Source organism: Lamprobacter modestohalophilus (assembly GCF_016583905.1).
Lineage (GTDB): Bacteria > Pseudomonadota > Gammaproteobacteria > Chromatiales > Chromatiaceae > Lamprobacter > Lamprobacter modestohalophilus.
This window is the reverse complement of record NZ_NRRY01000008.1, coordinates 56,342-70,720: the sequence shown is the minus strand read 5'-3', so window position 1 is coordinate 70,720 and position 14,379 is coordinate 56,342. Positions and strand designations below refer to the sequence as shown.

Annotated in this window: 9 protein-coding genes; 5 read left to right on the top strand and 4 right to left on the bottom strand. The window is 63.8% G+C overall.

The window, feature by feature from the left end; translation table 11 throughout:
• Nucleotides 1-70 precede the first annotated feature (70 nt).
• The 3 genes from panB to panD all read left to right on the top strand — a co-directional run bounded on the left by panB (nucleotide 71) and on the right by panD (nucleotide 2,430).
• A complete protein-coding gene (gene panB, locus CKO42_RS07160; RefSeq protein WP_200241141.1) occupies nucleotides 71-934 on the top strand; it encodes a 3-methyl-2-oxobutanoate hydroxymethyltransferase in 864 nt (287 codons plus the stop codon).
• Between the two features lie 11 nt (nucleotides 935-945).
• Nucleotides 946-1,857 (top strand): pantoate--beta-alanine ligase, encoded by a 912-nt coding sequence (gene panC, locus CKO42_RS07155; RefSeq protein ID WP_200241138.1) that lies wholly within the window; start codon nucleotides 946-948, stop codon nucleotides 1,855-1,857.
• A gap of 192 nt (nucleotides 1,858-2,049) precedes the next feature.
• On the top strand, nucleotides 2,050-2,430 hold the full coding sequence (gene panD / locus CKO42_RS07150; RefSeq protein ID WP_200241135.1) for an aspartate 1-decarboxylase: 381 nt from the start codon (nucleotides 2,050-2,052) through the stop codon (nucleotides 2,428-2,430).
• 58 nt (nucleotides 2,431-2,488) lie between these two features.
• Here the strand turns inward: panD and glgA are convergent, their stop codons facing one another.
• Entirely contained in the window at nucleotides 2,489-4,000 is a 1,512-nt protein-coding gene (gene glgA, locus CKO42_RS07145) for a glycogen synthase GlgA (protein ID WP_200241126.1), read from the bottom strand.
• Between the two features lie 79 nt (nucleotides 4,001-4,079).
• Between glgA and zwf the strand changes: the two genes are divergently transcribed.
• The gene (gene zwf / locus CKO42_RS07140; RefSeq protein WP_200241124.1) at nucleotides 4,080-5,555 is read left to right on the top strand and encodes a glucose-6-phosphate dehydrogenase; all 1,476 of its coding nucleotides are present in this window, start codon (nucleotides 4,080-4,082) and stop codon (nucleotides 5,553-5,555) included.
• 134 nt (nucleotides 5,556-5,689) lie between these two features.
• Here the strand turns inward: zwf and CKO42_RS07135 are convergent, their stop codons facing one another.
• The 3 genes from CKO42_RS07135 to CKO42_RS07120 form a co-directional block, all read right to left on the bottom strand.
• A complete protein-coding gene (locus tag CKO42_RS07135) occupies nucleotides 5,690-6,406 on the bottom strand; it encodes a biliverdin-producing heme oxygenase (protein WP_200241122.1) in 717 nt (238 codons plus the stop codon).
• Between the two features lie 81 nt (nucleotides 6,407-6,487).
• Entirely contained in the window at nucleotides 6,488-7,996 is a 1,509-nt protein-coding gene (locus tag CKO42_RS27185) for an AMP-binding protein (protein WP_338034865.1), read from the bottom strand.
• A 17-nt stretch (nucleotides 7,997-8,013) separates the two neighbouring features.
• Nucleotides 8,014-11,505, bottom strand: coding sequence for an EAL domain-containing protein (locus CKO42_RS07120; RefSeq protein WP_242479184.1), 3,492 nt, complete (start codon nucleotides 11,503-11,505; stop codon nucleotides 8,014-8,016).
• A gap of 188 nt (nucleotides 11,506-11,693) precedes the next feature.
• On the opposite strand from CKO42_RS07120, the gene CKO42_RS07115 reads away from it, so the two are divergent.
• Entirely contained in the window at nucleotides 11,694-14,369 is a 2,676-nt protein-coding gene (locus CKO42_RS07115) for a chemotaxis protein CheB (RefSeq protein ID WP_200241120.1), read from the top strand.
• Nucleotides 14,370-14,379 lie beyond the last annotated feature (10 nt).

Here is a 14,379-nt window from a genome sequence, read left to right as displayed (position 1 = left end):
GGTGTGCGCCGAGTGATCCGCTCGGCCGCTGTTTTTTCCGCATCTGCCCGTTTTGGAGCCCCTGAGTTCGATGTCAGCGAGAACGATTACCACGACGAGCCTGCGCGCGCTCAAGCAGCGTGGCGAGCGCATCGCCTGCCTGACCTGTTATGACGCTGCCTTTGCCAGGGTCTTAGAGCGGTCTGGGGTCGAGGTGTTGTTGGTGGGAGACTCGCTGGGCATGGTCATCCAGGGGCAACCGACGACCGTGCCAGTGACCTTGGATCAGATGGTCTACCACAGCCGTTGTGTCACTCGAGCGGCCGAGCGTAGCCTGGTCATCGCCGATATGCCGTTTATGAGCTATGCAACGCCAGAGCGGGCGGTGGCGGCGGCGGCCCGCTTGATGGGCGAAGGGGGCGCGGCCATGGTCAAGCTCGAAGGCGGTGAGCCACTGGTGGAGACCGTCGCCCGTTTGACCGCGTTCGGTGCCCCGGTCTGCGCGCATTTGGGGCTGCTACCGCAATCGGTGCACCAGCTCGGTGGCTACCGTGTTCAGGGTCGCGAGGCCGCCGATGCCGAGCGGATCGAGACCGAGGCGTTGGCGCTGCAGGATGCGGGCGCCTCGTTGCTGATTCTGGAGTGTGTGCCGAGCGCGCTTGCGGCAGCGCTGGCGCAGCGGCTCAGGATTCCGGTGATTGGCATCGGCGCTGGCAACCGCTGCGATGGGCAGGTGCTGGTGCTGCATGATGTGCTCGGGCTCACGCCCGGAGCCGCGCCGCGCTTCAGTAAGAATTTTCTCGCCGAGCTCGCGTCCGTCGCTGTTGCAGGGTCTGCCAGTGTTGACGCAAGCGACGGCAGCGGCGTCGCGTTCGGCATCGAAGCCGCGATCAAGGGCTATGTCGAGGCGGTGAAATCCGGCGCCTTTCCTGCGCCCGAGCACACCTTGGCCTGAGGTCCAAGCCCATGCAATTTCTCGATCAACTGCGGGCGCTGCGGCGGCAGCGCGCGGAATGGCGCCAGGCAGGCTTGAGGGTCGGGCTGGTGCCGACCATGGGCAACCTGCATGCCGGCCATCTCTCGTTGATTCGTGCGGCCTCTGAAGCGGCCGATCGCGTCGTCGCGACGGTGTTTGTGAACCCGCTGCAGTTTGGTGCTGGCGAGGATTTCGCCGCCTATCCGCGTACCCTGGAGCGCGACTCCGACATGCTCCGCGACGCGGGCTGTGATCTACTCTTTGCGCCGGCTGATGCTGAGGTCTATCCGCGCGGGCGCGATCAGCAGACCTTTGTCGAGGTGCCTGGTCTCTCTGATCAGCTGTGCGGCGCGAGTCGGCCAGGTCATTTTCGCGGCGTCGCGACCGTGGTCGCCAAACTCTTCAATATGGTTCAGCCGGAGGTGGCGATCTTCGGCGAGAAGGATTTCCAACAGCTACTCGTGATCCGGCGCATGGTCGAGGATCTCAATCTACCGGTCGAGGTGGTGGGGGCGCCCATCGTGCGCGAGCCAGACGGGCTGGCGATGAGTTCGCGCAACGGCTATCTCAGCGCTGCTGAGCGAGCGCTAGCGCCGCGGTTGCGGGCGAGCCTGATCACCGCTGCAGCGCGTTTGCGCTCTGGTGCCAACTTCGCTGAGGTGGAGCAGGATGCCCAGAGCGCCCTGGTCGCGGCCGGTTTCGAGCCGGATTATGTCAGCGTCCGGCGCCGTGCTGACCTTGCCGAGCCTGAGCCCGATACCCAGCTAGGCGCGGGCACAGCAGAGGATCGGGCCTTGATGATACTTGCCGCTGCGCAGCTCGGCCGGGCGCGACTGATCGACAATCTTGCCTGCGATCTCGATGTGCCACTTGCCGAGCTGGCCCAGGATCTGAGACCCTAACGGATTGCTGCGCTGCAGCATGTACGAGACCCATCACGATGGATCGCTCAGCAGAGAGGCTTGCCAGGCTCAACTGCCGGTGCGAGCATGCCCCCATCTTGACGACGAATTGTAATGGCCTCCGCCCGGTCACCTAATTACCGAGAGGGCAGCAGCATGGTTGATCGCGGCTGCCCCGGGAGACGACTACCGATGCAACTGACTCTGCTTAAGTGCAAGCTACATCGCGTCTGCGTGACGCAGGCCGAGCTCGATTACGAGGGCTCCTGCGCCATCGACGAGAACCTGATGCGTCAGGCCGGCATCCGCGAATATGAGCAACTCCATATCTATAACGTGGCCAATGGCGAGCGCTTTAGTACCTATGCGATCCGTGCCGAGGCTGGCTCGCGGGTCATCTCTGTCAACGGCGCCGCGGCACACAAGGCCAGTCCCGGCGACCGGCTGATCATCTGCTGTTATGCCGGGATGGGCGAGCAGGAAGCGGCACACTTTGAGCCAACGCTGGTCTACTGCGACGAGAACAATGACGTGATTCGACTCGGGCATCAGATCCCGGCACAGGCGGCTTGAGCAATGAACGTGAATCTCACGCGATTCATTGTCTGGCGTGGCGCCGCGCCATGATTGTTTAGGCGGAAAGCGCGACCGCCTGCTGCGCTCTCGACTCGAGCGCCTCTTCGTAAAAGGCCTGGTAGTAGTTGGCGCTGGCCTGCCAGCTCAGATCCCTTGTCATCCCATTCTGCACCAAGCGGCGCCAGGTTGCGGGCTCCTCACGATGGAGCCTGAGGGCGCGCTCGATGGCGCCCCAGAGCGCGTCGGCATCCGCGTCATCGAACAGAAAACCGGTCGCATCATTGCTGGCGAGGCTGTCCGGCGTGGTGTCAACCACGGTGTCGGCGAGTCCGCCGGTGCGGCGCACGATGGGCACCGTTCCGTAGCGCAGGCTGTACATCTGGTTTAGCCCGCAAGGCTCGAAGCGAGAGGGCATCAAGAACAGATCGCTGCCGGCCTCGATCAAATGTGCGCGCGCCTCGTCATAACCGATCCGCACGCTCAAGTGACTTGGGTGCTGAGCGGCATGCTCCAGCAGACGTTGTTCCAAGACACGATCGCCTTCGCCCTGCACCACGAGTTGGATGTTGCCTCGCTCGAGCAGGCGCGGGACCAGGTCAAGGATCATGTCGACCCCTTTCTGCTCGACCAGGCGGCCGATATGGCCCAGCACCAGGCTGTGCTCATCGTGTGGCAGATCAAAGTGGCGTTGCAGCTCATGCTTATTCGCGGCCTTGAGCTCGAGGCTGTCGAGATCGTAGTTCTGCGCCAGACTGGCGTCGTGCAGCGGGTCCCAGGTCCGATAATCGATCCCGTTCAAGATGCCGCGGAAGCGGCTTCCAAGCTGTCGCAGCAGGCCATCGAGACCACAGCCGTACTCGGCGGTGCGAACCTCCTCGGCGTAGGTCGGGCTGACGGTGTTGGTTCGGTCGGAGAAGGCGATGCCACCTTTTAAGAAGGACATGCGCTGATGGAACTCGACGCCACCGATCGACCAGAGCGCGGGGGGCAGGCCCAGCCGATCGAAGGTCGCGCGATCGAAGACCCCTTGGTAGGCGAGATTGTGGACCGTGAACACGGTTGCCGGTCGTTCCTCATAGCGACTCAGGAAGACGGGCGCGAGGCCTGTTTGCCAATCGTTACAATGCAGTACGTCGGGGCGCCAGTCGATGGTCGGCAGCCCAAGCGCGACCCGAGCTAAAACACGGGCAAAGAGCAGGAATCGTTCAGGATTGTCGCCCCAGTCACGGCCGCTGACATCGGTATACGGATTGCCTTCGCGACAGAAATAGGCGGGTGCTTCGACCAGGTAAACCGGAAGATCGCGGTCTGGCAAGAGGCCGCCGAGCAAGGAGACGGGGCCCTGGGTGCCTTTCAGCCCCACATCGCTGAGCACGCGCAATTCACGCACCAGCCGTTTGGCTTGCGGATAGGCGGGTATGATGAGCCTCGCATCATGGCCGAGCTCGCGCAGCGCCATTGGCAGGCTGGCAGCGACGTCGGCGAGGCCGCCAGTCTTGATCAATGGGTGCGCTTCGCTGCTGGCGAACAGTACGGCTTGGCCACCGGGAGCGACAGAAAGGGGCATGGGCGGGTCCAACGCTTGTGTTGTTGATGGGGCTCTCCAACTGAAACTAGCACAAAACTCTTGACTCTAGGAGAACCTGATGCGGGACGATTGCACACTGGTGATCTTTGGCTCGACCGGAAATCTGGCCCAGATCAAGCTGATTCCGGCGCTCTACCACCTGGAGCTGGCGGGCCATCTGACCCCTTCGATGCGGGTGATCGGCTTTGGCCGGCGCGATTGGTCTGATGCGCATTGGCGCGATGGGGTGCGCGATTGGGTCAAGCAGTCAGCGCGTGGCACGCTTGATGAATCCGCGCTGCAGCGCCTGCAGGAGCGTTTCTACTTCGTTGAAGGGGATCTCACTGACGCTGCCGGCTTCGAGCGGCTGGCGCAGCGGCTGCGGGGTGACGAAGGCTTTCCGCGTAACCTGATCTTTTACCTGGCCATCGCGCCAGGTCAATACGGTAACACGGTTGACGGTCTGGCCGCGCAGGGGCTCAACCAGCAAGACGACGGTTGGGCGCGCCTAGTGGTCGAGAAGCCCTTTGGCTACGACCTGGAGAGCGCCGAGATCCTCGATCAGCAACTGCGCCGGCATTTCGATGAAGAGCAGATCTACCGCATCGATCACTACCTGGGCAAGAGCACCGTGCAGAACGTGCTGGTGTTCCGCTTCGCCAACCTGTTGCTCGAGCCCCTTTGGAATCGCAACTACATCGATCATGTGCAGATCACCCATGCCGAGGCGCGTGGCATCGGCTCGCGGGCCGGCTTTTACGATGGGGTCGGAGCGCTGCGCGACATGATCCAGAGCCATCTGCTGCAGCTGTTGACGCTGGTAGCGATGGAACCGCCGCCGAGTCTGGATGCCGAGGCGTTGCGCGATGAGAAGGTCAAGGTGCTACGCTCGATCCGGCCGATCAGCCGCCAAGCGGTGCATGCCCAAGCCTTCCGCGCCCAGTACCGGGCCGGCGAGGTCGATGGCGAGCGAGTTCCGGGTTATCTCGACGAACCGGGCGTCGATCCGCAGAGCGCGACCGAGACCTATGCCGCGCTCAAGCTCTACATCGACAACTGGCGCTGGCGCAACGTGCCCTTCTACCTGCGCACCGGCAAGCGCATGGGCGAGACCAACTCGCTGGTGAGCATCCGCTTCCGGCATCCGCCGCAGCAGTTGTTCAAGGACACCCCGATCGAGCGGCTGAAGCCGAACTGGCTGATGATCAACATCCAGCCGAACGAGTGCATCCGTATGGAGCTACAGGTGAAGCAGGCTGGGCTCGAGATGCGCACCGTCACCGAGCATCTGGACGCCAACACCTGCCACATTGGCAGCGAGCAGATCGATGCCTATGAGGCGCTGCTGCTAGATGCCATCGAAGGCGACCATTCGCTGTTCCTACGCTACGATGAGGTCAACTACGCCTGGCGCATCGTTGATCCGGTGCTCAAGCTCTGGGCCACTGAGCGCGACTTCATTCACACCTACCCCGCTGGCTCCTGGGGGCCGGCTGAGGCGACGCGGTTGTTCGACAAGGAGGATCAGGATTGGCGGAATGATTTGGATGGGTGAGGAGTGGCGAGTGGTGAGTGGTGAGTGGTGAGTGAAGTGGGACGGGTGAGGCGCGCTGAATCCGCGGTGCTTGCGGGCACTGGTGCTGGTGCGTAAGGATGTTCATCGTGATCCAGCTGAGCTGGCCCTTTGTGCTAGGACACTGTGGGGTTCGTCGATGGATCGAAGGTGTCGAGGAAACATTGGTACGCGTGCACAGCACCTGCAGTGATGGCGGCTAACTCTGCGGCGTCCTCGGCTGGACGAGCGAGCGAGCGGGCCAGCGCGGTCCAATCGGTGCTTGCGGCGTCGAGCAGTGTCCAGTAGGCACAAGCCTGCTCGGTGAGCAACTGCGGCAATTGCGCTGTGACCCGGGCCGAGATCATCTTGCCGCCTTGGGTTGCGCCCTCGAGGACATAGCGCATGCCAAGGTACCGCGCCTGAGCTAGCACCACTGAATGAGCGCTGGCGAGCGCGGATGCCGTCGGCGATTGCTGCGACTGCGCTGGCTCTGGCGCGGATCGGATGGCCGGGGGCGCGCTGATGGGCGCGGTCGTGCTCGTGCTCGTGCGTGTTGGGTCGGTCTTGCTTGCGAGTCGGCTGAGGTCCGATAGCAGCGCCGGAACCCGTGGGCGATAGGCAGGCAGCCCATTTGGACAGATGCCAGGATGGTCGTCGGCAAGCTGCTGGAGCTGGTGCTCTACCCGGCGGTGCGCATCCAACAGGCCCTGCAGCGCCGCAACGTACTGCGTCAGCGTCAACTCCGGGCGGATGAGCTGGCGTAAGCCTGGTGTGCTGTCGAGCCGGCTGTGCCAAGCCGTGGTGTTGGCCTTCAGTCGCTGATGGAGGCTGCTGTGTTGGGGCTTGGTCACGCTCACTCTGCGGTCCTGTTGTTGATGCTGAGTACGCTGAGGGTTTGTCATCGGCGCCTGCCCGCGTGCTCGGGCGGCGGCCTAGCGGGACTCTGAATACACCTCAGCAGGCCAGTCGATCAGCTTGCCGGCGGCTGAGCGTGGTAGCTGCCTGCCGATCTGGATGGCCCGTGGCTGCTCCAGTGCGGTAAGACGGCTGGCGAGCCAGGCGTCCAGGCGCTCTGCGAGTGCTGCAGGGTCGACGCAGTCGATGACTGGCACTACGAAGGCCTTGAGTCGACCACCTTGCTCTGCGCTGGCTTGGCGGACGGCCGCCTCGGCCACCTCTGGATGCGTGCAGAGCAGCCGCTCGATGCGTTGCGGGAAGACATTGACCCCGCCGATCTGCACCGCGCCATCGCGGCGTCTGAGGACATAGAAGCGCTCGTGGTCCAGCCAATCGAGATGATCTTGTAGCTCGACCTGTGTCAGGAAACCGGACGCAGCTGCGGTCGCAGCCATATCCGTATTGGCAGCCGCAGCCGTTTCCGAGACCGAATCAGCATCTGAAGCCGAAGCCGCATCAGTATCCAAGGCCGACACTGCATCCGTGACCGAAGCCGTATCAGTATCCGAGGCCGATGCCGAAACCGTCGTGGTATCCACATCCTTTTCGACGCGATTTGATTGACCTTCGGTCGTCGTATCAACAGGCTGCAGGCGGTCGGTTGTCTTGCTGGCGCGCGACCAATGGGGCAGCAGCCTGAACGGGACATCCGCGGCCTCGCGCACGCCGATGCCGGCGTTCTCGGAGCTGCCGTAGATCTCGATCAGCCGAGCGCAGCCGGCACTGATCAACTGCTGCCACAGGCTTGGCGGGCAGGGGGCGGTGGAGGTCAGTGCGATGACATCGTCCGCAACGGCGCCGTCGCCGCGCGTCGCCAGCTCGAAGAACGCCGGATGACCGACGATGAGATCGCCCGGTTGCGCCTGTGCGAGGGCGCTGCTCGGCAGCCCGGCGCGCAGGTCGAGCACCGGAATCCCGAGCAGCGCGGGGAGCATGGCGTTGAACAGGAAGCCGTAGATGTGATGCGCCGGCACGGCGCTCAAGACGCGGCGCCGATCGCCGAGCTGTCCGGCAAACCACTGGATCTCTTGCTCAAGTCGGTGCATTGGATGCGCGCAGAGCTTGGGCTGGCCGGTTGAGCCGGAGGTCTGAAAGCTCAGCGCTTGATCCCAGCGCGCGCGGCTGTCGAGGATGATCTGCGCCCAAGCGCCGAGCTGCCGCTGCTGCAGGAGCTGGTTGTCGAGTCCGGTCTGTTGCAGATGGAACTGCACCGCGATCAGGGTCGTGATATCCAGAAATTCCAGCGAGTCGAGCCCCAGGCTGTCCAGCTCGAGCGCGGCATCAGGTCGAAGCGCAGCATCAGACATCGGCCCACGCCGCTCAGTCGTTACAGCGGACTCTGCGCTCGGTCTTAGCCCAAGCTGCCCCGGGCGCAATCGGTTCAGCTCCGCCCAGAGCAGATCATCCAGCACGCGCAACAGGGTATTGCGGTTCCACCAAGGGCGGCTGGCGAACGGCTGCGGACGCTGCTGCGCGCTACTCACCACTAACCACTCGCCACTCAAGCCTTAAAAAAATCCGCAGCCAAAGCCGGCGGCACCGGCTTGGACCACAGAAAACCCTGCCCCCAATCACAGCCAAGGTCCTGCAGAATCTCCAGCTGCGCTTGGGTCTCGATGCCTTCGGCGACAACGGTCTTGCCGATCGAGTGGGCCATGGCGATCATGCCGGCGAGCAGGTTGCGGTCATGCGGCTGCTCGATGCCCTTGATGAAGGCGCGATCGATCTTCAGCTCGCTGATCGGCAGCTCGCGCAGATAGAGCATCGAGCTGAAGCCGGTGCCGAAGTCGTCGAGCGCCAGCCCGATGCCACTGCGCGCCAGTAGCTCAAGCGCGGACTTGACGCCTGGGGTCATGCGCAGCAGCATCGATTCGGTGATCTCGACCGTCAGCATCTCCGGTGGTACATCCAGCGTATGCAGATCCTGGATCAGATGATGGGCAAAGTTTTGCGCCTCGAGGTCACTGGCGGAGACATTCACCGCCATGATGACATCGTCTTCGCCGCGCTCCAGGCAGACCTTCAACAGCCGGATCGTCTGGCGCATGACCACCCCGGTGACGGCGCGGATCAAGCCGTTGCGCTCGGCGGCGGGGATGAATTCCCCCGGCATGATCAGCTCGCCGTCTTTGCTGCGCCAACGGGACAGCACCTCGAAGCGCTGGCCGCTCTCGCGGCTACAAATAGGGTATTGCGGCTGCAGCATCAGCTCGATCGCCAACGCAGGCGAGCGCCCGAGCACGGCGCGATCGATCGCCAGTCGCGCTAAGGCCTCGGTCTGCAGGCTGCTGTCGAACAGCCGGGCACAGTTGCGGCCGGCTTCCTTGGCCCGGTACAGCGCTAGATCGGCCTGCTTGAGCAACTCGCTGGGATCGGAGTGTTTGTCGCCGATGGTCAGCCCCAGTGAGCCGGTGATCGAGAAGTTGCCGTCGTCGACATCGATCCTTTGGCGCAGCTGCTCGATCAAGCGTTGGGCTTGGCGCAAGGCCTCACCGGAATCCGATTGCGGCAGCAGCAGCGCAAACTCATCGCCGCCCAGCCGCGCGACCAATGCAGGTGGCGGTAGGCTGTCGTTGAGGCGTTGCGCCACCGCGCACAGCAGTAGGTCGCCTTGATCGTGTCCCAGGGTGTCGTTGATGGTCTTGAAATGATCGATATCGAGCAGGGCGACGCCGAACAGGCGGCCGTCAGTCCAGCAGCGCTCGATCTGCTGCAATAGGGCATCGCGAAAATACGCCCGGTTGGGCAGTCCGGTGAGGCTGTCGTGGAGGGCGCGATGGCGCATCTCCTCGCGCGAGCGTTGCAGGGCGTCGCGCTGGCTGGCGAGCGATTGCGCGAGCCGCTCGAAGTGCGCCACATGCGCCACGATCACCTGCTGCAGCAGGGTCTTCAGGGCCTTGGCGGTGGCCAGTTCGGTGGCTGACCAGGCCGGCGCATGATGGGTGCGCTCTTCGCGCCAGGTCTGGAAGGTCCGGTTGGGCCAGCCGAGCGGCCGCGCGCGCGCCTCATCGAGGAACGGCAGTGAGCCGGGCTCGGCGCCCCAGTCGACGCTATAGCGGAGGCGTTTGCGACCAAACAGCAGGCAGTGCTCACGCTGTTCGTCGAGGTAGATCACTAGCACCCCGGAGAGCTGCTCGGGATAGGCTGCAGCCGGCTCGAACTCGGCGGACAGGCAGTCGGTGCTCCAGGTGGCGCCGGGTCGGGTGCGCAGGAAGCGCAGCAGGGCCTCTATCTGCTCTGCGGTGAGATGGCAGTCCTGGCCGATGAACAGCGGGCGGCCATGGTGATAGACCTGCACCAGGTCGGCACCGACCAGCGTGCAGAGCATGCCGGCCTTGCCGACCAGGTTGTCCGGGAACGGCTGCTCGATGTTGATCTCGCCGACGATGGCGTTGACCTTGGCGATACCCTGCTCACGCGCGCGATTCTGGCTGCGCTCCTCGATCAGTGACAGCCGCCCCGAGAGGCAGCCGGCCAGCTCGATCAGACGCTTGCGCACGTAGGCTGTGACCGGATGCGGTGCGCGGTTGTGGAAGATGATCAGCCCCCACAGGCGCTGGTCGTCCATCAAGGAAAGCGACATCGAGCCGTTGACGCCAAAACGCTTGAGGTAGTTGCGATGGATCGGCGATTGGGCGCGCAGTTGTGCGATGCCGATATCGACGCTGCTGGGCTCGAGGGACCGGCTCAGCAGCGCCACCTCGGCGTGATCACGACTCGGGGCGTAGCGCAGCGGGGTCTCGGCGTAGAGTGCGCGGGCTTGGCGCGGGATGTCCGTGGCTGGATAGCGCAGCCCGAGGATCGAGGGCCAGCTGCCTGGCAGGATACTTTCGGCAATCACCACGCCATCTTGGTTGGGGTCGAAGCGATAGGCGACCACGCGCTCGCATCCGGTCAGATAGCGCAGCGCGTCGACCGCGAGCTGGCAGGCGGGTGCCGCCTCTTCGCTGTTGCGCAGCAGGCGCTGGAAGGCGGCCAAGTCAAAACCGAGCATGCGGCGATCCATCGCCATCTCGCCATAGGGCTCCAGCTCGAGCAGGATGCGTTCGCGCCAATAGTGCACACGCGCATCCAATGGCAGCTCAATGCCCGGCCAGCTGAGGCGGAACTGGGAGGGCGCTAACAGTCGCGCGGACTCGGCCTCGCTTGCTGTTGAGTGCGCCGCTGCTTGTGCTGCCGAGCAGCCTTCTGCAGGGCTGTCTGCTGCAGCGCTGTCTCCTGCGCCGCTGTCTTCTGCATCGCTGTCTGCTGCGGGACTTTCTCCTGCCGCGCTGTCTGTCGCCCTGCGCTCCGGGTCTTTTGTGGTCTTGAGCCCCAAGGCCGCGGTAAGGCCGACGGCATCTTCTGCCAAGAAGTCTTGCAGCGGACGGTCGAGCAGAGCGTCTGGCTCCATGCCCAGGTACATCGCGCTGTTGGCGCTGCAGGCCTCGATGCGCAAGCTGGCCGGATCGAGCACCAGCAGCACGCCGAACGGCTGAATGGTCGCGCAGGTGGCAATCGGCTCGCGATCGCACTGGGAAAAATCGAACGAGGCCGATGACAGCTTGACCGGTTGTTCGCCGTATTTGTTGCTGAGCAGCCGTTCGGCGGCCTGCGTGTCGTGGCTACGCAGCTTGTGCAGGGGTTCGACGATGATCCAGAACTCACCCGGGCGCTCCGAGGCGCGCATGGTGATCTGCACCTGCACCGGCTCCATCTCGAAATCGAATACGAACTCGAAGCTGGCGCTGAGATCCCCGGTCAGCACGCCACGCCGGAAGCGGCCATAGAACTCCGGCACCACGGTGCAGGGGGCGACATCGGTAAAGAAGTTGCGGCCAAGCACGGCCGGCGGATCGCGTTGGGTGATGGCGCTCTGGGTGCGACTGTAGAACAGAATGACGCCGGTCTCATCGACCCGGATGGTCCCGCACGGCAGCGCCTCAAGCTCGTCCTTGGTCAGGCTGTCGAGTTGCTTGGGGTCATACACATCGATGGCGTCGTCGAGACTCATGCGCTGAGTATATCGGTATCTTCAGGGGGCCGTATCTGCATCCGTCGCGGCCGGTGGGGCATCGGCCGCAGATCGCGAGATGCGGCTGTCGAGGTGGCTCGCGTTCCGATTGAGATGACGGCTGCTCTGCTCGACTGCGTATACTCGGGCGCAACCATCGATCACTGAAACGCTTCAATAGGAACCTCGTGGTAACAGATCAGTTCCAGCAAGGCCAGGCGAATCAGTCAGATCAATCGAACAGGTCAAGCGCCGCCCTGACGCCCCCGCGCGAAGACATCCCGGTGGTCGGGATCGGCGCCTCAGCCGGTGGCCTGGCCGCGTTCAAGGCGCTGCTGCGGGATCTGGCGCCGGATACCGGCATGGCCTTTGTGCTGATCCAGCATCTGGACCCAACCCATGCCTCACTGCTGGTCGAGCTGCTGGCCAAGGACTGCCCAATGCCGATCCAATTGGCCAGCGACGGTCTGCCCTTGGCCCCGAATCAGGTCTACGCGATCGCCCCCGGACAGCGGCTGAGCCTGCAGCACAATCACCTGGTGGTGCTGCCGGAGGGCGGCGAGCAAGGACGTGCCTATAACCTGGTTGATCTGTTCTTCAGCAGTCTGGCCGACGATCGTGGCAGCAAGGCGATTGGTGTCGTGCTCTCAGGGACCGCCTCGGACGGCAGCCTCGGCTGCCGCGCCATCAAGGATGCGGGTGGGATCACCTTTGCCCAAGACCGCGACAGCGCGGAGTACGACGCCATGCCGGCGAATGCGGTGGCGACCGGCTATGTGGATCGCGTGCTGCCGCCGGTCGAGATCGCACGCGAGCTCGGCCGCTTGGCCCGTCACCCCTTGCTGCGCCCAGAGCGCTGGATACAGGCGCCGGAGGAGGTGGTCGTTGCCAACCCGACGGAGCTGAACAAGGTGTTCATCCTGCTGCGTGCGCGCAGCGGGCACGACTTCTCCGCCTACAAAGAGACGACGATTCGGCGTCGGCTCGCCCGCCGCATCCTGCTGCACCAGCTCGACAGCACCGCCCGCTACATCCAATTGCTGCAGCATGATGCCAAGGAGATCGATGCGCTCTTCCATGACATCCTGATCAATGTCACCGGCTTCTTTCGCGATGCGGAGGGCTTCGAGGCGCTGGAGCGGATCAGCTTTCCGGCGTTGATGCAGGGGCGTCCGTCGAACCTGCCGCTGCGCATCTGGGTGCCAGGCTGCTCCACCGGGCAAGAGGTCTATTCGATCGCCATCGCATTGGATGAGTATCTTGCAGAGAGCACGACGGTCCCAAGCATCCAGATCTTTGGCAGCGATGTGGATGACGAGGCGATCGAGGCGGCACGCGCCGCAGTCTATCCACCGAGCATTATCGGCGAGGTCTCAGCCGCGCGGCTCAAACGCTATTTCCAGCGCGTGGCGAATGGCTACCAGGTCTGCAAATCGATTCGAGAACGCTGCATCTTCGCGCTCCAAGATGTGACCCGCGATCCGCCGTTCTCGCGGATCGATCTACTGAGCTGTCGCAACCTGCTCATCTATCTGCAGCAGCCGCTGCAGCAGAAGGTCTTGCAGCTCTTCCATTACGCGTTGCAGCCGCAAGGGTTCTTGCTGCTCGGCGGCTCGGAGAGCGTCGGCAGTCAGGCGGCGCTGTTCGCCATGCAGGACAAGCAGGCCAAGCTCTACCGGAAGAAATCGGTGGCCGCTAGCCCGATGAACGAGCTGGTGTTGCCGACCAAGAGGCCAGCAGAGGAGCCGGTCACGGCGGATCTGAGCGGGCCTGAAAGCCGGGTCTACGATCTGAACCGCGAGACCGAGCGCCGCCTGTTAGCGCGCTATACACCGGTCGGCGTCGTCATTGATCCCGACCAGTGGATTCTGCGGTTTCTCGGCCGGACATGGCCCTACATCGAGCCGAGCGCCGGCGCGGCGACACTGAATCTGTACAAACTGGCCCATCCTGATCTGATCGTCGAGCTGCGCGCGGCGATCCATGCCGCGACCAAAGACGGCTGTGAGCAACGCAAGGAGCATGTGCGCCTGCAGGTGCAAGGACAGGAGCAGCGGGTGGATATCCAGGTGCTGCCGCTCGCTGCTGCGATCCGCGGCGAGAACAATCTCATCGTGCTGTTCGAGCCCAGGGCCGTGAGCGCTGCTGTTGAGGAGCGCGCGGCGGCGGCATTGACCTGCTCGGCTGGCGACCTGGATGCCGGCGGCGACGCCGACACGACGCCTGAGCTGCTGCGCTACCAAGCCGAGCTGGAGCGCGAGCTGGCGAGTACGCGGGCGTCGATGCAGTCGATCATCGAGGCGCAAGAGGGCACCAATGAGGCGCTCAGTGCCGCTAGCGAGGAGATACAGTCCACCAACGAGGAGCTGCAGAGTGCAAACGAGGAGCTGGAGACCGCGAAGGAGGAGCTGCAATCGACCAATGAAGAGCTGGCCACGGTCAACGATGAGCTCGAGAACCGCAATCGCGAGCTGGCCCAGACCAACAACGATCTGGTCAACCTGCTTTCCAGCGTCGAGCTGCCGATCCTGATCCTGAGCGCGGATCTCAGTATCCGCCAATTCACCGAGCCGGCCGAAGCCCTGCTCAACCTGATCCCGGCGGACATCGGCCGGCGCATCAGCCACATCAAGTCGCATCTTGAGATTCCGAACCTGGAGCGACTGGTGCTCGAGGTGATCGACGAGAAGAGCCTGCGCACGCTTGAGATCGAGGACGACCGCGGCCATGGATACTCGGTGCGAATCCGTCCGTACAAGACGATCGATAACCGCGTCGATGGTGCGATCCTGGTCTTTATCCCGCGCTTGAGTGCCGCCTCCACAGCGGCCGTGCCGGCCGATCGCAGGCCCCGGACGCCTTGACCCAGGTGGC

Coding starts and splice junctions, on each gene's coding strand:
- panB (WP_200241141.1), top strand. CDS start 71: ATGTCAGCGAGAACGATTACCACGACGAGCCTGCGCGCGCTCAAGCAG.
- panC (WP_200241138.1), top strand. CDS start 946: ATGCAATTTCTCGATCAACTGCGGGCGCTGCGGCGGCAGCGCGCGGAA.
- panD (WP_200241135.1), top strand. CDS start 2,050: ATGCAACTGACTCTGCTTAAGTGCAAGCTACATCGCGTCTGCGTGACG.
- glgA (WP_200241126.1), bottom strand. CDS start 4,000: ATGCCCCTTTCTGTCGCTCCCGGTGGCCAAGCCGTACTGTTCGCCAGC.
- zwf (WP_200241124.1), top strand. CDS start 4,080: ATGCGGGACGATTGCACACTGGTGATCTTTGGCTCGACCGGAAATCTG.
- CKO42_RS07120 (WP_242479184.1), bottom strand. CDS start 11,505: ATGAGTCTCGACGACGCCATCGATGTGTATGACCCCAAGCAACTCGAC.